Origin of the sequence: Asanoa hainanensis (assembly GCF_900188485.1) — a bacterium.
Taxonomy (GTDB): Bacteria; Actinomycetota; Actinomycetes; order Mycobacteriales; family Micromonosporaceae; genus Asanoa; species Asanoa hainanensis.
The window spans coordinates 355,793-378,380 of sequence record NZ_FZPH01000006.1 but is presented as its reverse complement, the minus strand read 5'-3'; the positions used below and the strand labels follow the sequence as shown (position 1 = coordinate 378,380).

The window sequence follows — 22,588 nt, the reverse complement described above, 5'->3', positions numbered from 1 at the left end:
TCTCCACACGTGCTCCAGGGTAGGCCCTGGTCTTCGACCCCGCGTCGGGGCGGCCTCGGCCTAGATTTGGAGGACCCACTTGGGGTTGGCCGCGGCCCAACCGGCCACGTCGCCCTCGCGGATGGCCTTGAAGAGGCCGTCGGCGTCCCCGGTGAGGACGTTGTACGAGGTGCCGTCGATGCGCTCGCCCTTGGAGGGCATGCGGATGCCGTAGACGTTGTCGGCGCGGATGTGGCGTAACGCCAGCACCAGGTCGTTGAGCGGCACGCCGTTGGTGTCGACCGTCATCGTGCCGCCGATGGCCCGGATCGTCTGGTCCAGCTTGAGCGGGTTCGCCAGCACGGCCGGGTCGGTGAGCTTCTGGGCGATCGCCTTCAGGATCTGCTGCTGGTGCCGCTGCCGGTCGTAGTCGCCGCGGGGCAGCCCGTAGCGCTGCCGGGCGTAGTCGAGGGACTGCGCCCCGTCCATCCGGTAGCAACCTATGGGGAAGACGTGGCCGGTGTGAATCGAGGTGACCTGCCGGTCCACGCAGACGTCGACGCCACCGAGCAGGTCGACCACGCGCTGGAAGCCGGTGAAGTCCACGATCGCGGCGCCGTCGAAGCGCACGCCGGTGAGGTTCGTGACGGTGGCGGAGAGCAGCTTGGCGCCGTCGGCCTGGCCGTACTGGAAAGCGGCGTTAACCTTGTCCTGGCCACCCTTGTAACCACCTTGGGGGTACGGCGGGATGGTGACCCGGAGGTCGCGGGGTATCGAGATCAGGTAGGCCCGGTCGAGCCCGGCCGGGATGTGCACGATGACGATCGAGTCGGCCCGGTGGCTGTTCGGGCTCGTCGGGCGCTGGTCCGAGCCGATCAGCAGGTAGTTGAGCGGCCCGGTGAGCTCGCCGCTGCCGGTCCGGGCGCCCGAGTCGAGCAGGTCGGCCTTGTGCAGGGCGTCCTCGAGGCGGCCGGTGAGGAACTTGAGACCGCCGAGGCTGAGGCCGGCCAGCACGGCCAGCGCGATGCCGACGGCGATGAAGATCTTGGCCCAGCGCGGCCGCGCGGCCCGCGTACGGGGCCGCTTGTCGCCTTTGCGTTCCGCGCTGGGAATGGCCCCTCCCGACCTCGACCTAGCGTCAGCTTAAGTCGGATATGTCGGGCCAGGGCCACCCTAGTCATTCGTCCGGAACAAGGTATTTGTCACTTCTTGTTCGCTGTCGCCCACTCTGCCATCTTGTCGTCGGACATCGCCTTGTACATCGCCAGCGCCTTGTTCTTGTCCGAGACCACCACGGACTCGCCGCCGATGGTCTGGCTGCCGCTGTACGGGCTGGTCAGGAACTTGAGGTTGTCGCCGCGCAGGTTGCGGAACTGCAGCGCCATGTCGACCAGCGAGAAGCTCTCGTCGACGGTGACCGCGTTCGTGACCGCCTTGAGGAAGCTGTTGAGCTTGCCCGGGTTGGTCAGCGTGCCGGTGCTGGCCGCCTTGTCCATCAGCGCGCGGAGGAAGTCCTGCTGGTGCCGCATCCGGGCGAAGTCTCCCTCCGGGAACTGCTTGCGCTGGCGTACCCAGTCCAGAGCCTCTTCGCCGTTCATGTGGTTGACGCCCTTCTGGAACGTGCGGAAGGGCTTGTGGATCGACTTGATGGTCTGCTCGACGTTGAGGTCGACGCCGCCGAGCGCGTCGGTGACCTCCTTGAAGCCCGCGAAGTCGATCGCCATCACGTGGTCCATCCGCACGTCGGTGAAGCACTCGACGGTGCGTACGGCCAGCGGCAGCCCACCGAACGCGAACGCGGAGTTGACCTTGTGGCGCTCGGAGTCCGAGCAGTCGGACTTGGCCGACTTGGGCACCGGCACGTAGAGATCACGCGGGATGGAGACCAGGTAGGCCTTGTCCTGCGACGCGGGGATGTGCATGACGATGATCGTGTCGGCCCGCCACTTGCCGGCCTTGTCGAGCGCGGCGTCGGGGTCGCGGGAGTCGGTGCCGACCATCAGGATGTTGAGCGCGCCGCTGGCCGTCTTGGGCGGCCGGCCGTTGGTGAGGTCCGCGAACGCGTCGGTCCGCCCGATGTTGCCGTTGAGCGACCGCACGTAGATCCACGTGCCGCCGGCGCCGAGCAGGCCGAGCAGCGCGAGCGCGGCGACCGCGACCAGGGCGATCCGGCCCCACTTCGGCTGCGGACCCCTGCGGTAAGGCGCACCGGGGCGGCGCGGACCACCGGGCCCGCCAGGGCCGCCGACCCGACCGACACCCCGTGCCGGGCCGGACTCGCCGCGCGCACCAGGCACGTGGGCCCGGCCGCTGATCCGGGTGCCTGACGGCGCGCCCGAGACAGGGACGCCGGACACCGGCGCGCTGGGCGTGCGGCCGGGCGGCACGGAAGCGCGGCCGTAGGTGCCACCGGACGATGACGTGGTCGCAGACATGTCACTCAGGGTACGAAGCAAACCTGGGTCTGCCTCACAACCAACGCCGGCACGGCACGAAGTTGGTAGCAAATATTTCGGGTCTGACCTGCGGCTATGTTCAGACGGCGCGGCGGCGGAAATCGTCGATGGTGCGCTTCAGCCCGTCCTCGAACGGGGTGAGCGGCTCGAAGCCGAGCAGCGTGCGGGCCAGCGTCAGGTCCGGCCGGCGCATCTCGGGGTCGTCGGCGGTGCGTGACGTGAAGGTCACCGTGGATGAGCTGCCGGTCAGCCGCACGATGGTCTCGGCGAGGTCGCGCATGGACAGCTCGTGCTCGTCGCCGCAGTTGATCGGGCCGGCCTCGGTCGAGTCGAGCAGCAGCAGGATGCCGCGCACGAGGTCGTCGACGTAGCAGATGGACCGGGTCTGCTCCCCGTTGCCGTGCACGGTGATCGGCTCGCCGCGCAGCGCCTGCGCGATGAACGTCGGGATCGCCCGGCCGTCGTCGGGGCGCATGCGGGGGCCGTACGTGTTGAAGATCCGCACGATCGCGGTGTCGAGCCCGCGGTAGCGGTGATAGGCCATGGTGGACGCCTCGGAGAAGCGCTTGGCCTCGTCGTAGACGCTGCGGATGCCGACCGGGTTGACGTTGCCCCAGTAGGTCTCGACCTGCGGGTGCACCAGCGGGTCGCCGTAGGCCTCGGAGGTCGACGCCATCAGGAACCGGGCGCCGTCGGTGACCGCGCGCTCGAGCAGGTGCAGCGTCGCGATCGAGCCGACCCGGAGGATCTCGACCGGGAGGGTGGTGAAGTCCTTGGGGCTCGCCGGCGAGGCCATGTGCAGGATCGCGTCGAACCGGCCCGCCACCGCCGGGTGATGGGTCGGCAGCCCGTCGGCGACATCGCCCTCGACCAGCGTGAACAGCGGGTTGTCGATGAGGTGGGTGACGTTTTCCTTGGATCCGGTGACGAAGTTGTCGACCGCGACCACCGCGCAACCCCGGGCAATAAGGGCATCGATCAGGTGGGACGGGACGAAACCGGCGCCTCCTGTCACGAGGACGCGATGACCGGCTCCGAAACGTTGGGCTACCACCATCTGCCCAGCCTACCGAGAGTGCGGATCACCGGCGGGGCCCGGGTGCGGTACGGGCCCCGGCGGTGTGCCGCCGCCGGGGCCCGCGGACCAGCTAGTGGGCGCCCGAGCCGGTCAGGGAACGAACTTCCAACTCGGCGTATTTGGCGTCGTCACGCTCCTTGGAGATGATCGTGCCGAGCCAGCCGCAGAAGAAGCCGAACGGGATCGAGATCAGACCCGGGTTGGACAGCGGGAACCACTGCCAGTCCGACTTCGAGAACATCGAGGTGGCGGTGCCCGAGACGACCGGTGAGAAGAACACCAGCACCACGGCGGAGATCAGACCACCGTAGATCGCCCAGGTCGCACCCGACGTGTTGAACCGCTTCCAGAACAGGCTGTACAGAATCGCCGGCAGGTTGCCGGACGCGGCCACCGCGAACGCCAGCGCGACCAGGAAGGCCACGTTGAGGTTCTGGGCGAAGATCGACAGCAGGATCGAGATCGCGCCGATCACCAGCGCGGAGATCCGGGCGACGTTGACCTCCTGCCGCTCCGACGCCTGGCCGTCCTTGACCACGTTGGCGTAGAAGTCGTGCGCGAGGCTCGACGACGACGCCAGCGTCAGGCCGGCGACGACGGCGAGGATGGTCGCGAACGCCACTGCCGCGATGATCGCCAACAGCGTCGCCCCGCCGGTCTCGCCGCCGAGGAACCGGCGGCCGAGCTCTTGGGCGAGCTGTGGTGCGGCCGTGTTGCCGGCCTTGTCCTGTGCGGTGATCGCCTGGCTGCCGACCAGCGCCGCGGCGCCGAAGCCGAGGGCCAGCGTGAACAGGTAGAACGTGCCGATGATGCCGATCGCCCAGAGCACGCTCTTGCGGGCCGCCCGGGCCGTCGGCACCGTGTAGAAGCGGATCAGGATGTGCGGCAGGCCGGCGGTGCCGAGCACGAGCGCGATGCCAAGCGACAGCAGGTCCATCTTGTTGTAGAAGGTCTGTGTCGCATTGCCGGCCACCTCGACGCCGTATCTGAGCCCGGGTTCGAGGAACGCCTCGCCCTTGCCGGACGACTGGGCCGCGTCGCCGAGCAGCGACGAGAGGTTGAACTTGAAGACCGACAGCACCAGGACCGTCATCACCAGCGCGCCGGTCATCAGCAGGAAGGCCTTGACGATCTGGACGTACGTGGTGCCCTTCATGCCGCCGATGGTCACATAGATGATCATCAGCGCGCCGACCATCACGATGGTGGCGATCTTGGCCGCGTTGGCGTCCATGCCGAGGAACGTGGTGCCGGGCTTGATGCCGAGCAGCAGCGCGACCAGCGCGCCGGCGCCCACCATCTGGGCCAGCAGGTAGAAGATCGAGACGGTGATCGTGGAGACCGCCGCCGCGGTGCGGACCGGTTTCTGCCGCATCCGGAACGCCAGCACGTCGGCCATCGTGTAGCGGCCGGAGTTGCGCAGGAGCTCCGCGACCAGGAGCAGCGCGACCAGCCAGGCCACGAGGAAGCCGATCGAGTAGAGGAAGCCGTCGTAGCCGCTGAGCGCGATGATGCCGGCGATGCCGAGGAATGACGCCGCCGACATGTAGTCGCCGCCGATCGCCATGCCGTTCTGGAAGCCCGAGAACGAGCGGCCGCCGGCGTAGAAGTCGGTCGCCGTCTTCGTCTGCCGGCTGGCCCAGACGGTGATCGCCAGCGTGATGGCCACGAAGACCAGGAACAGGATGATCGTCAGCGTACGAGCGGTGCTGCTCGTCGCCTCAGCCGCGAGGACCGTCGGCATTCGGCACCTCCCCAAGCTCTTCGTGGATCTTGTCGGCCAGCGGGTCGACTCGGCGGTTGGCGTACCGCGAGTAGAGCCAGGCGATGAGGAAGGTCGTGACGAACTGGAGCAGACCGAAGATCAGAGCCACGTTGATGTGGCTGTCGCCGATCCGGATGCTCATGAAGTCACGGGCGTACGCGGACAGGATCACGTAGAGCGCGTACCAGACAAAGAACGCCACGGTCATCGGGAACACGAAGCCGCGGAGCGTCTTACGTAGCTTGGCGAACTCCGGGGAACGCTGCATGGCCAGATACCGGTCCTCGGGTGTCTCCGTGGGAGCGGTGTCTCTCGCCTCCGTACTCATGTGGTCACCACCTTCGCGGGGGCGTCGGGACAGGGCTGAACAGGCGCACCGTAGGTACGGCCCGGCGAGCCCCGGAACCCCCAGGCGGGCGGGCGCAGCCATCTGCGCCGAACGGACAAGTGGCTGCGCCGAGTGACCTCGGTCACGCCGGTGAACGGCTAGGGCGGGTCAGCCCGCGAGGTAGCGGCCGCGGTAGTGGATCAACGGTGGCTCGTCGCCGACGATCTCCACGTGTTCGACGGTTGCCTCCACCAGCAGGCCCCAGCCGAACTCGCGCGCGCCGTCGAGGCGGCAGCCGGCCCAGGCTCCGGCGCCCGCGGGCACCGGGCCGAACGCGGTCTGCGTCCACTCCCCACTCTGGAAGAGCCCGCCGGGCGCCGGCATCAGACCGGCGAACCGGTCGGCGAGCTGGCCCTGCCCGGCGGCCAGCGGGACGACCGCGAACCGGCCCGCGGCGGACGCCGCCGCCCACAGGTCGGACTCGTCGTCGAGGTGGCCGACCAGCCGGCCGGGGTCGCCGTCGATCACGAGGGTGGACGAGACGGTGAAGCCGGCAGGCCCCGGCGCCGTCCAGAGGGTCACCGGCGACGCGAGCCGCCCCCGGAACCGCCGGATCGGCGAGCGCGCCTCCTCGGGGGTCGCGAAAGGGTCGGTGCCGTGGATCCGCGCGCCGGGCTCGATCGGGTCCATCGCGCTACCGCCGCGGGGTGATGGTCAGCAGGAGCTCGGGCATGCGCCGGTCGAGCACGTCGCCGACGATGACGCTGCCCAGCCAGGCGGCGCCGACGCCATAGACCAGCCCGATCGGGAGCGCTAGCCAGAGCCAGACGTCGCCGGCGAACAGCGCGCCGAGCAGCATCGGGATCGCCAGCGCGACGCTGACCAGCATCGCGACCACGCTGAGCAGGCCGCGGACCATGCCCGCGCCCGTGTTCAGCGCGAACGGGTTGGACGTCTCCGGCAGGGCGTAGGCCCCGACCACCGAGAGCATCGAGTTGGCGGCCAGCCCGCAGCCGAAGGTGGCGACCAGCGTGCCGACGGCCATCGGGATCCAACCCGGCTCGCCGATGAGGAAGCCGACGAGCACACCGATGACCAGCACGAGGGGGAGCACGTAGACCGCGAACGCGCCGGCCCGGGCCCCGATCTCGACCCGGCCCCGCACCCCGGCCACCACATCGGCGGCGTACGCGGTGCCGTCGAAGCCGAACTGGTTGGCCAGCGTGACGGCGCCGAGCGTACCCACGAAGATCATCGACAGGGCGAAGGTGGTCGGTGAGGCGGACACCTCGCTGGTCGGCTCCGTGCCCCAGATGGCGTCGCCGAAGTTGACCATCGCGGACACGAACAGCGCGGCGACCGCGAACGTGATCAGGTTGGCTCGGCGGCGGGCGTCCCGCCACCAGTAGCGCACCTCGCGGGCCAGGACGGCGCCGAACTGGTCCCGCCGGGCCCAGCTCAGAACCTTCGGGAAGAGCAGCGCTACCGGAGCGCCGGGCGCCGTGCGCTTGGCGGCCTTGCCGGTGCTGGCGGTGCCGATCATGGCCGACTCGAGCGTGCGCGACCACCACCACAGCAGGACGACGATCGTCGCGGCGGAGATGAGCAGCTTCACCGGCGCCGCCCAGTAGCGACCGTCGGCAACTTCGACGCCGGCCGTGTACGGCGCGCCGAACGGCGTCCAACCGACGATCTCGGCCAGCGGCAGGAAACGCCGCCAGTCGGTGTCGGCGCTGGCCCGGTTGAGCGCGATCTGCAGTGGACCGATCAGCGCGGCCGCCACCGCGAGCAGCACGGCGGCCAGGTCGCGGGTGCGCCGCGACCGCAGCAGCGTGGCGAACGCGCTGGTCACTGCCCGGCTCACCGCGACGCAGAAGAGCAGGCCCAGCAACACGCCGACGGCCTGGACCAGTGCGGCGGCGGCGCCGCCGAGGAGACCGGCGCAGAGCACCAGCCCGGCGGTCGCGATCAGCGTGGCGGCCGCGGGCACACCGATCAGCGCGGCGGCCAGCAGACCGGTGACCAGCGTGCGACGGCTGACAGGGAGCAGGGCGAAGCGGGAGGGGTCGACCGACTCGTCGACACCGAAGAACACCAGTGGCAGCAGCGTCCAGCTCAGCGCCAGCACCCCGCCACCGAGGGCGGCCACCAGCACCGCGGCGTCCGTGCTGCCGGCGAGGCCGGGCAGGGCACTGCCGAAGAATCCGGCGACCGCGTAGAACAGCCCGGCCAGCACGCCCGCCACGAACAGCAGCACCTTCGCGGTCTGCCCGCGGAACCCGTTGCCGAGGATGCGCAGCTTGAGCCGCACGAAGTGGCGTGGTGACACCGGCCGCGGCGCGGTCACCGAGGCGGTCACAGCCACGCCAGCTCCTCGCCGGTCGCCGTGCGCCCACCGACGACCTCGACGAACACGTCTTCGAGCGAGCGTTCGCCGCGGACCTCGGCGAGCGTGCCGACCCGTCGGATGACGCCGCCGGCGAGGATCGCGACGTGGCTGCAGAGCCGCTCGACGACCTCCATCACATGGCTGGAGAAGATCACGGTGCCGCCGCCGGCCACGTACCGCTGGAGGATGTCGCGGATGAGCGCGGCCGCCACCGGGTCGACGGCCTCGAACGGCTCGTCGAGCACGAGCAGCCGCGGTGCGTGCAGCAGCGCGCAGGCCAGCCCGATCTTCTTCTTCATGCCGGCCGAGTAGTCGACGACGAGCGTCTGGCCGGCGTCGGCGAGGGCGAGCACGTCCAGGAGTTCGGCGGCGCGCTGGTCGACCACGGTCGGATCCATGCCACGCAACAGGCCGTGGTACGCGAGCAGCTCGGCGCCGCTGAGCCGGTCGAATAGCCGCACCCCGTCAGGCAGCACTCCGAAGAGGCGCTTCGCCTGGATCGGGTCGGCCCAGATGTCGTGGCCGAGCACCCACGCCTGGCCGTGGTCGGGTCGCAGCAGGCCGACCGCCATCGACAACGTGGTCGTCTTGCCCGCGCCGTTGGGACCGAGCAGGCCGTAGAACGAGCCGGCCGGCACGTCCAGGTCGACGCCGCCGACCGCGACCTTGCCGTCGAAGCTCTTCGCCAGCCCGCGTAGCACCATGGCGAACCGATCGTCCTTCACCGTCGTCACCCCTTGACGGTATCGGTCGCAATCACCTCCGTGGTGAACCCGCGAGCACGCTTTCCGGCGCGTGCAGGCGCAGCATCACGTCGCTGACGTCCGCCGGCACGCGGCTCCGGGTGGCCAGCGACACGAGGACCATCACCACGAAGGCCAGCGGAACCGTCCACGCGGCGGGCTGGCTGACCAGCGCGGCGGCCCATCCCGACAGCGGCGGCCCGAGCACGGTGAGCAGCACGGCGGCGCCGGCCGCGCCGCCGCCGGCGAGCACCCCGGCCGCGGCGCCCCGGGCGGTCAACCCGCGCCACCAGATGCCCAGCACCAGCAGGGGGCAGAAGCTCGACGCCGCGACGGCGAACGCGAGACCGACCACCTGCGACACGTCCAACGTCGCGATGCTGAGCGACAGCACGATCGGCACCACACCGGCGATGACCGTGGCCAACCGGAAGTCGCGCACCGAACCGCGCCCGGTCACGTCGGTCGAGATGACGCCGGCGACGCTCGTCAACAGGCCCGACGAGCTCGACAGGAACGCGGCGAACGCCCCGGCCGCGACGAGCGCGGCGAGCAGTTGCCCGGTCAGGCCACCACCCAGCGCGGCGCCGGGCAGCAGCACCACGACCGCGTCCGTGCGCCCGGTCATCAGCAGCTGCGGTGTGTAGACCCGGCCGAGCACGCCGTACAGCGTCGGCAGCAGGTAGAAGAGCCCGACCAGGCCCAGCACCACCAGGGTCGTACGCCGGGCGGCGTTGCCATCGGGGTTGGTGTAGAAGCGGACCAGCACGTGCGGCAGGCCCATCGTGCCGAGGAACGTCGCCAGGATCAGCGAGTACGTGGCGAACAGCCCCTGGTCGCTGTCACCGGGGAGCAGCCAGTCGGGGCCACGGGTGTCGTCGACGGTGGACACCTGCGGCACCGGCTCGCCCGCGACGAAGTCGAGCCGCTGGCCCGCCCGCACCACGATCGTCGAGCCGTCGGCCATGGTCAGCGTGGCGTGGTCCTCGATCACGACGGTCGTCGCGGTGTGGAACACCGGCCCGTCGGGCGCGGCGACTGCCGGGCGGCCGTCGGCCTGCCACTGCAACATCAGGAAGACGGCGGGCACGAGCAGCGCGGTCAGCTTGAGCCAGTACTGGAAGGCCTGCACGAAGGTGATCGCCCGCATCCCGCCCAACGCCACGTTGCAGGTGACCACCGCACCGACCAACAGGGCACCGAGGGCGTACGGCTGGCCGGTGACCGTGGTCAGCGTCAGCCCGGCGCCCTGGAGCTGGGGCACCAGGTAGAGCCAGCCGATGAAGATCACGAAGGCGGTCGCCAGCTTGCGCAGCCGGCGCGAGCCGAGCCGGAGCTGGCAGAAGTCGGGCAGCGTGAACGCGCCCGAGCGGCGCAGCGGCGCCGCCACGAACAGCAACAGCGCGAGATAGCCGGCGGCGAAGCCGACCGGATACCAGAGCACGTCGACGCCGTACTTGAGGACCAGGCCGGCGACGCCGAGGAACGACGCGGCCGACAGGTATTCGCCGCCGATCGCGGCCGCGTTCCAGGTCGGGCTGACACTGCGGGACGCGACGAAGAAGTCCGAGGTGGTGCGGGCGAGCTTGAGCCCGTAGAACCCGATCGCGACGGTCACCAGGGTGACCAGCAGGATCGCCGGGATGACGTACGGGTTGTCCACTCAGCGCTCCGGCCGCCGGACCACCGCGACGAAGTCCTGCTCGTTGCGCTCGGCGAGGCGCACGTAGGCCCAGCCCACGACGAACAGGAACGGGAACGCGGCCACGCCGAGCAGCAGCCAGGGCACGTCGACGCCGACCAGGTGCGCGCTGCTGACCTCGGGCGCCACGGCGAACAGCAACGGCAGCCCGCCCAGCCCGATCGCGACGACGAGAGCCAGCCGCAGCGCGAGCGCGAGCTGGGCCCGCACCAGCCCTCGCACCAACGCCTCGCCGACCTGTGTCTGCTCCGCGAGCTCGGTGCGGGTGCGATCGTGGTCGTGCGCGCGCGGGTGCACCTCGGCGAGCACCACCCGGGTCCGCCGCCCTTCCGTCATGCCGGCAGTGTCCCCGATCACAACTAGCGGCGGTAGACCCCGCAGTAGTCCGCCGGGCGGTCGGTGAGGGACCGGCGGGCCTGGTGCCGGGCGAGGTTGGCCGATCGCCAGTCGTCCGGGTGCGAGTCGAGTCCGTTCGCGATGCGCCAGATCGTGCACGCGCGTTGGTTGTCCGGGAGCCGGTTGAGCGCGGGCACCGCGTCGGCGGACAGCGAGCTGAGGTAGACCAGGTCGATCCGGCCGGTGGCGATGAACCGGTCGACGTTGCGGTCGGCGATCAACCGGTCGGGGTTGACCACCGCGAGGGCGAGCAGCCCCACGGTCGCGATGCCCAGCACGGCACGGGGGAGCCAACCGCCGCGCAACCTGACGCCGGCGACCAGGATCGCGACGAAGACGACGCCGAGGCCGAGCTCCACGGCCGTCACGAAGACCCGCAGCCGGGTGTAGCCGTAGGCCTGCTCGTAGACGTTCATCCGGTACGTCGCGCTGGCCACCACCACCAGGGTCAGGAGGGCGAGGGCGCCCAGCAGCAACCGGATGGTGACCCGGTCGGCTCGGTCGGCCCGGGGCGCCCAGCGGCCGGCGACGGCGACCACCACCAGAGTCAAGCCGGTGATCGCCAGCAGTTGCCAGAAGCCGCCCCGCGCGTAGTTGGCGAACGTCGGGCCGCCGGGACCGAGCACGTGCCGGGTGCCGCCGAACAGGACCGTAGCCTGCACCGCGACGAAGGCGACGAAGAGCAGGTCGAGCAGGGCGACCGGGATCGCCCAGTCGGTCCGCCGGAAGGCGTACCGGGTCGGCCGGTCGGTCTTGTCCACCGTGGGTGGGCCGGCCAGGGTGAACGCCGCGCCCGCAAGTGCCACGAGGAGCAGCGGGAAAAGGACCAGCGCGCGTGCGACCGCACCGCCGCTGATTGTCGGCGTCGCGCGGTCGAGCAACTCGGCGAACGCCACGTCGGCGGAGGCGAAGAGGGAGCCGAACACGAGGAGCAGCAAACCCGAGACGGCGGTGACGACCGCGATTCGGGCGGATTGGCCGGACCGGCCGGCTAACCGGGCCCGCACGCCGTCCCCGACCCAGGGCAGCGCACGTACGGACCCGGCCACCGGAAGGACCAAGCCGGCGAGGACTTCGCGGACCGTGCGGGCGTCGACCAGGGCGACGGCCCCGGTCACCAATGCGGTCAGCACGCACAGCGTGAACAGCCAACCGGCGGAGCGGACGGTCCCGACGCCGAGCAGGGCGACGGTGGCGGCGGCCCAGGCGCCCTGGTGCCAGGACACGTCTCTTCGCGTGACTGCCAGGGCAACAATGAATGCGATCCCACCGAGCAGCCAGCCGATGCCGGCCCGGTCGAGTGGAAGGGCGGCCGCGGCGACGGCCGCGGCGAGCACCATGGCCACCAGCGCCGACGCGCCGGGTCGGTGCGTCGGGCCGGGCCAGGACCAACCGGTCGGCGGCTTCTGGGGAGCGGCCGGCTTCGGGGTGACGACCAGCTCTTTGGCCGGGGTCGGCGTCGTCATGCCGCCACCGTCTCGGGTGCGGCGGGCGTCGTCAAGCGCGGCAGCGACACCCGCACCAGGCAGCCAATTCCGGCGGGTGGGTCGACCACCCGGATGGTCCCGCCGTGCAACTGGACCACCCACTGCGCGATCGCCAGGCCGAGCCCGGTGCCGCCGCCGGCCGCGCGGTCGCCGCGGGTGAACCGGTCGAAGACCGCTTCCCGCTGTGCCGGTGGGATGCCGGCGCCCTCGTCGCCCACCTCGAACACGACGTGCTCGCCGTCGAGCCGGCCGGCGATCGAGACGGTGCCGCCCGGCGGGCTGTGCCGGGCCGCGTTGTCGAGCAGGTTGGCCAGCACCTGGTGCAGGCGGGCCGGGTCGGCGTGCACGGTCAAGGGTTCCTCCGGTGGACGTATCGCCAGGGTGATGTCGTGCCCCGCGCCGCTCGCCGTCACCGCGGCCTCCTCGGCGACCTCGTCGAGGAAGTCGGCGACGTCGAACCGGACAGGATGCATCGGCTGGACGCCGGCGTCGAGGCGGGACAGGTCGAGCAGTTCGGTGACCAGCCGGCCGAGGCGCTCGGTCTGGTGCAGGGCGGTGCGCAGGGTGGCCGGGTGCGGTTCAGCGACGCCGTCGACGATGTTCTCCAGGACACCCCGCAGAGCGGTGATCGGCGTACGCAGCTCGTGCGAGACGTTCGCGATCAGCTCGCGGCGCTGCTGGTCGGCGGCGGCCAGGTCGGTGGCCATCTGGTTGAACGCCTGCGCCAACTCGCCGACCTCGTCGCGCGAGGTGGCCCGGACCCGCTGGGTGTAGTCGCCGCGGCGCATGGCCCGCACGGCGGCGGTCATCTCGCGCAGCGGCGAGGTCATGCCGTGCGCCAGCACCTGCGAGGTGAGCAGGCCGACGAGCAGGGCGGTGGCCGAGGTGACGTAGGGGATCCACTGGGTCGCGTACCAGAAGTAGGCGAGCCCGGCGAGCGCCGAGGCGAACAGCAGCAGGGCGAGCTTGAGCTTGATCGACCGGACCGGGTCGAGCGGGCGGGGCAGCAGGTCCAGGCCGCGGGTGAGCAGGTCCTTCACGGCTGCTGCACCTCCAGCGCGTAGCCGACGCCGTGCACGGTGCGGATCAGGTCGGCGCCGAGCTTGCGGCGCAGCGCCTTGATGTGGCTGTCGACGGTGCGGGTGCCGGAGCCGTCGCCCCAGCCCCAGACCTCCGCGAGCAGCCGTTCCCGGGGCAGCACCGTGCGCGGCCGGCCGGCGAGGTGCACCAGCAGGTCGAACTCGGTCGGGGTCAGATGCGCCTCGACGCCCGCCCGGCTGACCCGGCGCTCCGCCTGGTTGATCTCCAGGTCGCCGAGCCGGATCGGGGCCGGACCGGCCGAGTGGGACCGCTGCACCCGGCGCAGCAGGGCGTGCACCCGGGCCGCGAGCTCGCGCATCGAGAACGGCTTGGTGAGGTAGTCGTCGGCGCCGACCGCGAGGCCGACGAGCATGTCGTTCTCGTCGTCGCGGGCCGTGAGCATGAGCACCGGCACCGGCCGGTCGGCCTGGATCCGCCGGCACACCTCCAGGCCGTCGAAGCCCGGCAGCATGATGTCGAGGACGACCAGGTCGGGTGGTTCGCGCCGGGCGGTCTCGACCGCGGCCGGGCCGTCGCCCGCCAGGCTGACCGCGAAACCTTCCGCCCGCAGCCGCACGGCGATCGAGTCGGCGATCGTCCGCTCGTCCTCTACGACCAGGATCCGGCGCTCTCTCATGCCGGCGACTGTAGTAAGCGCCCGTGGGGATCCCGGTCCGGCGATGTGAACAAGCTGTGGAGATGCGGAAGGGCCCGCACCGTCGCCGGTGCGGGCCCTTCGGGCGTTCCTGGTGGTTCAGCCGTGATGGTTCAGCCGGCCAGGATGTCGACCGTCAGACCGCCGGCCGGCACGACGACCGTGTACCGCGGCGGCCCGCCCGGGGTCGCCGGCGACAGCTTCGCCTTGTCCGAGCGGTACGACAATCCGTTGATGTCGAGGCTGTATTCGAAGCGGAGCTCCTGCCCGGACAGCACGTTCAGCTGGAAGGCGGTGCCCGCGAAGTCGACCGTGCCCGCGAGGTCGCCGGTCTCGGCGTTGTAGGCGTTGACCCGACCCCACCTCGGGGTGCCGTGGCTCGTCACCACGGTGCCCCGCACCGCGACCCCGCGGGTGAGGGCGAGGTCGGCGGTGGCCACCGTGCCGGTGGTCACCTGGGTGCCGGTGGCGGCGAACCGGCTGGCGGCGCCGCCCGTCCAGGTGGTCGCGTAGCCGTCGGAGCTGTAGCGCAGCGGCCACGCGTACGGGCCGAGACCGTCGATCTGGAACCGGCCGTCCGCGTCGGTGTAGGTCTCGGGGCCCCCAGCGCCGGGGCTCGACGTGAACAGAGCGATCTGGGCGGCCAGCGGTGCTCCGGTCGCCGCGTCGGTCACCCGGCCGCGGATCGAACCCGCGCGGTCCAGCTTCACCTGGGGAGCTGCCGTGGTCTTGCCCGTCGTGGTCGTGATCGTGGCGGCCAGCCGCTCGTCGCCCGTGCCGCCGTTCGCTGCCACCCACTGCTTTCCGTAGGTGTTGTTGTTGCGGGGCTGTGCGAAGAGCCGGTACGGGCCCGCAGCGAGCTTGTCCAGCGTCACCTTGCCGGCGGTGTCACTGCACTGGTCGCCGCCGTAGTTGTCCGGGGTGTACACCTGGGCGGGCTTGTAGGCGAACACGCAGACGTTGGGCAGCGGCTGACCGGTGGCCTTGTCGACGACCGTCGTAGTGATCTTCGCGCCGGGCAGGAGCCGCGCGACGACGTCGGTGGTCTGGTTGGCACGGACCGTGACGTTGCTGTCCCGGCTCAGGTAGTTGCCCTGGGCGTAGACCCCGATCGCGCGCGTGCCGATGGCCTGGTCGGTCATCAGCACCTGGCCGGTGCCGTTGCTGCAGAAGGACTCGGCACAGAAGTCGCGGATGGCGATGCCGCTGATGGCGTCGACGGCGCGCACGCGGACCGTCCCGGTCGGCAGCATGCTCTCCACGACGCGGGTGTCCTGGCCGGCCGTGACGGTGACCGGGTCGGCGTCGTTCGGCTCGAGCGCGCCGTCGAAGAACTGGTGGCGGTCCCCGGCGTTGAACTCGACCATGTAGGTGCCGACCAGCATCATCGGCAGCGAGAACTCGCCGTTCGCGTCGGTGTCCGCGTTGACGCCATTGCCGTTGGCCTGGAACGGCGACACGTAGACGTAGGCCTCGCGGACCGGCGTGCCGTCGTCGTTGGTGAGCCGGCCGCTCAGGTTGCCGACCCGCAGCGCGGTGTCGTCCGCGCGCGTCTCCTGCCCGGCCGTGACCGTGATCCGGGTGGCGTCGTCGGGGCCCAGCTTTCCGGGAATGAACTGGTCCTGGAGGCCGCCCGCGACAGGCGTGAACGAGGCGAAGTAGGTGCCCGCCGGGACCGCGGCACGGTAGTCACCATTGTCGTCGGTGCCGGCACCGCCGACCGAGACGCCGTTCTCGTTGGTGATGCTGATCCAGGTCGAGGTCAGCGGCTCGCCGTCGGCCTGCAGCACCCGGCCGACGATGAAGCCGGCCGGGACCAGCCGCGGGTTGACCGTGGTCGTCTGGCCGGTGGTGACCCGGACCTCGTTGGCGTCGAAGATGTCGGTCTTGCCGTCGAAGTACTGCGTCGGGTTGTCGCCGCCGGACATCGACACGATGTAGCCGTCGGTGGCGAGCCCGCCGACGCTGTACGTGCCGTCGGCCGCCGTCGTGGTGTAGCCGACGGGATCGCCCCAGTTCTCGAAGTCGAGAACCGCCACGAACACGTCAGCGGCCGGCGCACCGTCGCTGGTCGTGACCCGACCGGAGATGACGCCGGTGTCGGCCGCCTGTGCGGGAGTCGCCCACACCGCCAGCGTCCCGGCCAGGGCGACGGCCGCGAGGGCAGCGGTCGCGCGTACTCGTCTCATGCTTCTTCCGTTCATGGCAGCGGGATCGTCAGGTCGAGGGTCAGGCCGCTCGCCGGCACGGTGACTGTGTGGCGCGGCTGGCCGCCCGGGGTGGCCGGGGGGAGCGCGATGTTGTCGAAGTCGTAGCCGTTGTCGCCGATCGTCAGCCGGATTCCGAAGCGGAGCTCCTGGCCAGGCAGCACGCGGAGCTCGTAGGCCCCTCCGTTGAAGTCGAGGTTGCCCGCGTAGTCACCGGTCTCGGTGTTGAGGACGCGGATCCAGGCCCAGTCCGGTGTGCCGTGGTTGGTCGTGACGGTGCCGCGCACGGCGACACCGCGGGTCATGGCGAAGTCGGCGACGGCGACCGCGCCGCTGGTCACCTGGGTGCCCGTGGAAGCGAAACGGGTGACCGCACCGCCGGTCCACACGCTGGCGTAGCCGTCGGCGTCGGAGACGTACAACGGCCAGCGGTACGGGCCGAATCCGTCGATCTGGTAGTTGCCGGCCGCGTCGGTGGTGGCCTCCGGGCCTCGGCTGCGGCCCCAGGTGGTCGGACCGACTCCGACGTTGGACAGGGCCGCACCGGTCGCGGCGTCGGTGACCCGGCCCCGGATCGTCCCGGCACGGTCGATCCGCACCTGCGGAGCGGTCGTGGTCTTGCTCGCCTTGACGGTGATCGTTGCGGCTTGTCGTTCGTCGCCGGTGCCGCCGGTCGCGCCGACCCACTGCCGGCCGTAGCTCTTGTCCAGCGGCTTGGCATAGAGGCGGTACGTGCCGGCCTCGAGCCACTTGAGCGTCACCTTGCCGGCCGAGTCGCTGCAGTTGCCACCCTGACCTTCGGGCAGGTGGAAGTCACTCGGCTTGAACGGCGTCAGGCAGACGTTCGGGAGCGGCGCGCCCGTTGCCTTGTCGACGACCGTCGTGGTGATCCCGGCGCCGGGCATCAGCCGGACGAGGATGTCGGTGGTCTGGCCGGCGCGCACGGTGACGTCGCTGGAACGGCTGAGGTGATTGCTCTCGGCCTGGATGTAGATCGACTGTCGGCCCTCGACCAGGCCGGTCAACACGAGTTGGCCGGTGCCGTTGCTGCACTGGCCTTCCGCGCAGATGTCCTTGATCAGGACGCCGCTGACGGCGTCCACGGCCCGGATGCGGACGCTTCCGGTGGGCAGCAGGCTCGGTGTGATCCGGTTGTCCTGGCCACCCCTGACCCTGACCGGGTCGGCCTCTTCGGGATCGGCGGTGCGGTCGAAGTACTCGGTGCGGTTGCCGACCCAGAACTCGATCTCGTAGTTGCCGTCGAGCAGCTTCGGCACCGTGAACTCGCCGTTGCTGTTGGTGTTGGCCGACTCCGCGCCGCGGTCGCCGTTGAAGGCCGAAACGTTGAGGTGGACGTTCGCCGCTGGCGTGCCGTCGGAGCGGGTGACCCGCCCGCTCAGGCTGCCGACCGTCAGCGCGGTGTCGTTGACCGCGACGTCTTGGCCGGCGCCCACGACGAACCGCTGCGCCTCGGCGTGGGTCAGCTTCCCCGGAACGTACTGCTCCTGGTAGAGGTTCGCGACCGGCTCGAAGGTCACGACGTAGGTGCCCGTCGGCACCGCGATGCGGAAGGTGCCGTCGCTGTCGGTGCCGTGCGACCCGGCCAACTCCTCGTTATCGGCGCGGTAGACCCGTACGAACGTCTCCAGCGGTGCGCCGCTCCCGTCGGTGATCCGTCCCACGAGAGAGCCGGTGGCGAACAGGTCCTGGTCGACGACCGTGGTCTGGCCGGCCGTCACGGTGACGGGGTCGGCGTCGAAGATGTCGGTCTTCTGGTCGAAGAACTGCTCGGGGATGTCGAAGCCGCCGAAGCTGACGATGTACTGGCCGCTGGCCAGACCGTCGAGCTGGTAGGACCCGTCGGCTCCGGTGCTGGTGAAGGCGAGGCTCGCCCAGCTCTCCGCGTCGTATGCCTGGACCAATACGTCACCTGCCGGCGCGCCCGCGGCCGTCTTCAGATGCCCGCTGATGGAGCCGTTGGCGGCCGCCTGTGCGGGTGTCGCCCACGCTCCGATGGTGCCGGCCAGGACGGCCGCCGCGATGGCGGCCGTCGTTCGGCGTCGGATGGATCTCACTTTCGTTCCTCCCCGTGTGTTTACAGTGGATTTCATGGCCGGTCGACCAGCACGTCGACGGTCAGGCCGTCGGTCGGCACGGTGACCGAGTAACGCACCGGCCCGCCCGGCGTCGCCGGCGAGAGAGCCGCGCGGTCCGACGAGAGGTAGTCGCCGTCGACCTCGGTGCCGTAGCGGAACAGGATCTCCTGGCCGGGCAGCATGCGCAGCTCGTAGGTGTCACCCTCGAAGTCGGCCGTGCCGGCATAGTCACCGGTCTCGGTGTTGAGCACGCTGATCCGGGTCCAACCGGTGGGTGAACCTTGCGGGACGACGAGCTTGCCGCGCACCGCGACGCCCCGCGTCAGTCCAACATCGACGGTCGCGGTGCCGCCGGCCGTCACCTGTGTGCCGGCCGACGCGTAACGGGACGCGGCGCCGCCGGTCCACTGGCTGGCGTAGGCGTAGCGACCGTAGAACAGCGGCCACTTGTACGGGCCGAGGCCGTCGATCCGGTAGCGGCCGGCGGCGTCGGTCTGCTCCTCACCGCAACCGCAACCGGGGTTCACGGTCAGCGTGCCGACGCCGGCGTATTCGATCGGCGCGCCGGTGGCGGCGTCGGTCACGGTGCCGCTGATCGAACCGGCGCGGTCGACCAGCACGGTCGGTGCGGTGACGGTCTTGCCCGCCTTGGTGACGACGGTCGCGGCGGCGCGCTCGTCGCCCGTGCCACCGTTGGCACCGACCCACTGGCGCCCGTAGGCCTTGTTCTGCGGGCGGGCGAAGAGCCGGTAGTTGCCCGCTTCTAGCCCGATGATCGTCACCTTGCCCGCGGCGTTGCTGCACCAGCCACTGTCGCCGTCGAGCCCGTAGGCCCGGGCGGGCTGGTAGGCGACGAGGCAGACGCCGGCCAGCGGCTGGCCGGTGGCCCGGTCGAGCACGGTCGTGGTGACCTTCGCGGCGGGCAACAGCCGGACGATCAGGTCGGTGGTGCGGTCGGCGCGGACGGTGACCTTGCCGGTGCGCGGCAGGTGGGTGCCGACCGGGTTCACTTCGAGCTCGTGCGTGCCCTCGTACAGATCGCTCACGATCAGCTGGCCGTTGTAGGTGCAGCCGGCGATGTCGACGCAGAACTCGCTGACAGCGATGCCGGTGATGGCGTCGACGGCCCGCACGCGCACGCTGCCGGTGGGCAGCAGGCTCTCGTTGATGTAGGTGACCTGGCCGGCGGTCACGGTCACCGCGTCGGCGTCGTCCCATTCGACCGCGCCGTCGAAGTACTGGCTCCGGCTCTCGTTCCAGAACCGCACCTGGTAGGAGCCGGCCAACTGCGACGACAGCCCGAACCAGCCGTCGCGGTCGGTCGTCTCGAAGCTGCTGCCCTCGTTGCCGTGGAAGGGTTCGGCCGCGACGGAGAAGCCGACGGCCGGCGTGCCGTCGGTGTTTCTGAGCTGCCCGCTGATGATGCCCACGCCGAGGACCGTGTCGTCGGCCCGGACCTCCGCGCCCTCCGCCACCTCGAACAAGGTGGCGGATTCGGCGACGATCTTCCCTGGCACGTACTGGCGCTGGTAGCTGCCCTCGACCGGCTCGAACGAGACGCGGTACGCGCCCACCGGCACCGGGATCCGGTAGTTGCCGAGCTCGTCGGCGCTGCCCCAGCCGGCCGACCAGCCCTCCGCGTCGCGGGCGTCGACGACGCCGGAGTACGGCGTGCCCGACGCGTCGACGATCCGGCCGACGAGGAAACCGGTGGCCACCAACCGTTCGTCGATCGTCCTGGTCTGCCCGCTGGTGACCTGGACCGGGTCGGCGTCGAAGATGTCGGTCTTGCCGTGGTAGTACTGCTCGGCGACGTCGGTGCCGGAGAAGCCGATGAGGTAGCTCTCGGTGTCCAGACCGGCGATCCGGTAGGCGCCGTCGGCGTCGGTGTAGACGTGGTTGACGTAGGTGTAGTCCTCGGCATGCAGGACCTGCACCATGACGTCGGCGGCGGGCGCGCCCGCGTTCGTCGTCACATGACCGGTCAGCACGCCGGTGCCGGCCGCCTGCGCGGGTGTCGCCCACACGGCGAGCGCGCCGGCCGTTACGGCAACGGAAAGCGCGGCCGTAATCCGCCGCATTCTGAAGTTTGGCATGACTTCCTATCCCCGTTGGAGCGCCGGCACGTCGAGGTGCGGCGCCGCACAGCCGCGTGAGCGCGAAGCTGGCGATCGAAGGATAGAGGGCTTTCGCTCCCGCGTCGTCGGCCGTTCGACCGAGATGATCTAGCGGTTCCAGTCCTGTTTCGCGGCGCGGACGAGCTTGTCCTTCAGCTCCCGGGTGTGCCGGCGGGAAACCGGCAGCTCGGTCTCGTCGACGACCACGACATAGCCGGAGTTGGCCAACCGCAATTCGGCGATCAGCCGCAGCTGCACCAGATACGACCGGTGGATGCGCACGAAGCCGGCGTCCGCCCACCGGTCGGCGAGCGTGGCCAACGGAACCCGCACCAGGTGCGAGCCGTCCGCGGTGTGCAGCCGGGCGTAGTCGCCCTGCGCCTCCACCCAGCGCACCGCCGAGCGCGGCAGCATCCGGGTGGTGCCGGCGAGCTCGACGGGGATCGTCGGGTCCTCTTCCGCGCGGGCCAGCGCGGCCGGGTGGCTGGGCACGACCCGCGAGCTGACCACGCGGCGGATGGACTCGCTCAACCGCTCGACCTGTACGGGTTTGCGGACGTAGTCGGCCACGCCGAGGTCGAAGGCGTCGACGGCGCCGTCGTCGTACGCGGTGACGAAGACGATCGCCGGTGGCCGGGCGAACCGGCGCAGCACCCGGGCCAGCTCCATGCCGTCGAGGCCGGGCATCCGGATGTCGAGGAAGACGACGTCGACGTCGGTGTCGCGGAGCACCCGCAGCGCCTCGGTCGCGTCGGCGGCGGTGTGCAGCCGGGCCACCCGGGGGTCGGCGCGCAGCAGATAAGCGAGCTCGTCGAGGGCCGGCGGTTCGTCGTCGACGGCGAGTACGCGCAGGAAACCGCGATCGGTCATGGCGCACCGCCCGCCGCGTGCACGCCCGGGTGGAACTTCGGCACCCGCATGCTCACCCTGGTTCCCGCCCCGATTCCCGTCTCGACGACCAGACCGAACTTGTCGCCGAACACCGAACGCAACCGCTCATCCACATTGGACAACCCGACGTGGGCGCCGGCGTCGTCGACACCGGCCACGCCGGCTTCGGCCACTCCCGCGACGAGCGCCGCCGGATCCATGCCGACGCCGTCGTCCTCGACGGTGATGTGGCACTCGGCGCCGGCGTCACGGGCCTCGATGCTCACCATACCCAGACCCGGTTTGCGGGACAGGCCGTGGCGCACGGCGTTCTCCACCAACGGCTGCAGGCACAGGAACGGCAGGCTGACCGGAAGCACCTCAGGCGCGATCTGCAGGCGCACCTGGAGCCGCTCCCCGAACCGGGCGCGCTCGATGGTCAGGTAGCGGTCGATCGAGCGCAGTTCCTCGGCGAGCGTGGTGAACTCGCCGTGCGCCCGGAACGAGTAGCGGGTGAACTCGGCGAACTCGAGGATCAGCTCGCGGGCGCGCTCCGGGTCGGTGCGGACGAACGAGGCGATCGCGGTGAGCGCGTTGTAGATGAAGTGCGGGCTGATCTGGGCGCGCAGGGCGCGGACCTCGGCGCGGGCCAGCCGCTCGCGGGACGAGTCGAGCTCGGCCAGGGCGAGCTGCGCGGCGGCCCAGCGGGCGGTCTCCAGGGTCGCCTGCACGAGCCCGGGCGCCGGCTGGTCGTCCGCGACGGCGACGAGCGCGACCGGCGTCGTGCCGCGCACGGGTGCGACGACCGCACCACGGATCTCACAGTCGACCCGGTCGCAGGGCAGCTCGGCCTGCCGCAGCACGGTCGACCGCCCGGACGCGAGCGCCTTCTTGGCGGCGGCCTCCAACTGATGCGAGTGATGCCCACCGCGCCCGTCAAGCGCGAGCAAGGTGCTGTCATCCGCCAACGCCAACCCGGGCGCCCCCACCAACACCCGCAGATGCCTCGCCGCCTTCGCCGCACTCGCGGCCGTCAGTCCACCCCGCAGCGGCTCGGCGGCCAGCCCAGCGGTATGCAGCACCTCGTAGGTCGCGCGCTGCGTAGCGGTAGCGATCCCCCGCCGAGCCCGGAGCCGCACGACGGCATAGACCGCTGCGGCGAGCGCGGAGACAAGCGCCAACACCGCCAGCGCCGTCACGAGGTCCGCACTCATGCGCGGAATCCTCGCGGCCCATCACG

At 70.9% G+C, this 22,588-nt stretch carries 18 protein-coding genes; all 18 read right to left on the bottom strand.

Annotated elements, in window-relative coordinates:
• Positions 1–60 precede the first annotated feature (60 nt).
• The 18 genes from CHC05_RS17970 to CHC05_RS17885 all read right to left on the bottom strand — a co-directional run bounded on the left by CHC05_RS17970 (position 61) and on the right by CHC05_RS17885 (position 22,562).
• Positions 61–993: an LCP family protein gene (locus CHC05_RS17970; RefSeq protein ID WP_245870976.1), complete on the bottom strand. Its 933-nt coding sequence runs from the start codon at positions 991–993 to the stop codon at positions 61–63.
• 188 nt (positions 994–1,181) lie between these two features.
• Positions 1,182–2,414, bottom strand: coding sequence for an LCP family protein (locus tag CHC05_RS17965; RefSeq protein ID WP_089250190.1), 1,233 nt, complete (start codon positions 2,412–2,414; stop codon positions 1,182–1,184).
• 100 nt (positions 2,415–2,514) lie between these two features.
• Positions 2,515–3,492 (bottom strand): NAD-dependent epimerase/dehydratase family protein, encoded by a 978-nt coding sequence (locus tag CHC05_RS17960; protein ID WP_089250188.1) that lies wholly within the window; start codon positions 3,490–3,492, stop codon positions 2,515–2,517.
• A gap of 91 nt (positions 3,493–3,583) precedes the next feature.
• Entirely contained in the window at positions 3,584–5,257 is a 1,674-nt protein-coding gene (locus CHC05_RS17955; protein WP_089250186.1) for a solute symporter family protein, read from the bottom strand.
• Positions 5,235–5,606 (bottom strand): DUF485 domain-containing protein, encoded by a 372-nt coding sequence (locus CHC05_RS17950; RefSeq protein ID WP_089250184.1) that lies wholly within the window; start codon positions 5,604–5,606, stop codon positions 5,235–5,237. Before CHC05_RS17950 ends, CHC05_RS17955 begins: the two co-directional genes overlap by 23 nt.
• Before the next feature lie 168 nt (positions 5,607–5,774).
• Entirely contained in the window at positions 5,775–6,296 is a 522-nt protein-coding gene (locus CHC05_RS17945; RefSeq protein WP_089250182.1) for a flavin reductase family protein, read from the bottom strand.
• Positions 6,297–6,300: 4 nt separating this feature from the next.
• A complete protein-coding gene (locus tag CHC05_RS17940; RefSeq protein WP_089250180.1) occupies positions 6,301–7,971 on the bottom strand; it encodes an ABC transporter permease in 1,671 nt (556 codons plus the stop codon).
• Positions 7,962–8,699: an ABC transporter ATP-binding protein gene (locus CHC05_RS17935; RefSeq protein ID WP_089250409.1), complete on the bottom strand. Its 738-nt coding sequence runs from the start codon at positions 8,697–8,699 to the stop codon at positions 7,962–7,964. The genes CHC05_RS17940 and CHC05_RS17935 overlap by 10 nt, the downstream gene beginning before the upstream one ends.
• 52 nt (positions 8,700–8,751) lie before the next feature.
• Positions 8,752–10,401, bottom strand: a complete 1,650-nt coding sequence (locus CHC05_RS17930) for a sodium/solute symporter (RefSeq protein WP_089250178.1) — start codon at positions 10,399–10,401, stop codon at positions 8,752–8,754.
• Positions 10,402–10,776, bottom strand: coding sequence for a DUF485 domain-containing protein (locus CHC05_RS17925; RefSeq protein WP_089250176.1), 375 nt, complete (start codon positions 10,774–10,776; stop codon positions 10,402–10,404).
• Positions 10,777–10,799: 23 nt separating this feature from the next.
• Entirely contained in the window at positions 10,800–12,302 is a 1,503-nt protein-coding gene (locus CHC05_RS17920) for a DUF4153 domain-containing protein (RefSeq protein WP_089250174.1), read from the bottom strand.
• Positions 12,299–13,363, bottom strand: coding sequence for a HAMP domain-containing sensor histidine kinase (locus tag CHC05_RS17915; RefSeq protein ID WP_089250172.1), 1,065 nt, complete (start codon positions 13,361–13,363; stop codon positions 12,299–12,301). Before CHC05_RS17915 ends, CHC05_RS17920 begins: the two co-directional genes overlap by 4 nt.
• Positions 13,360–14,040: a response regulator transcription factor gene (locus CHC05_RS17910; RefSeq protein WP_089250170.1), complete on the bottom strand. Its 681-nt coding sequence runs from the start codon at positions 14,038–14,040 to the stop codon at positions 13,360–13,362. The genes CHC05_RS17915 and CHC05_RS17910 overlap by 4 nt, the downstream gene beginning before the upstream one ends.
• Before the next feature lie 131 nt (positions 14,041–14,171).
• Positions 14,172–16,247, bottom strand: coding sequence for a carboxypeptidase-like regulatory domain-containing protein (locus tag CHC05_RS17905; protein WP_179266242.1), 2,076 nt, complete (start codon positions 16,245–16,247; stop codon positions 14,172–14,174).
• Positions 16,248–16,258: 11 nt separating this feature from the next.
• Complete coding sequence (locus CHC05_RS17900; protein WP_089250166.1) at positions 16,259–18,340, bottom strand: carboxypeptidase-like regulatory domain-containing protein; 2,082 nt, start codon at positions 18,338–18,340, stop codon at positions 16,259–16,261.
• Between the two features lie 32 nt (positions 18,341–18,372).
• Positions 18,373–20,457, bottom strand: a complete 2,085-nt coding sequence (locus CHC05_RS17895; RefSeq protein WP_089250164.1) for a carboxypeptidase-like regulatory domain-containing protein — start codon at positions 20,455–20,457, stop codon at positions 18,373–18,375.
• Positions 20,458–20,586: 129 nt separating this feature from the next.
• Entirely contained in the window at positions 20,587–21,348 is a 762-nt protein-coding gene (locus CHC05_RS17890) for a LytR/AlgR family response regulator transcription factor (protein WP_089250162.1), read from the bottom strand.
• Complete coding sequence (locus CHC05_RS17885; protein WP_089250160.1) at positions 21,345–22,562, bottom strand: sensor histidine kinase; 1,218 nt, start codon at positions 22,560–22,562, stop codon at positions 21,345–21,347. The genes CHC05_RS17890 and CHC05_RS17885 overlap by 4 nt, the downstream gene beginning before the upstream one ends.
• Positions 22,563–22,588: the final 26 nt, after the last annotated feature.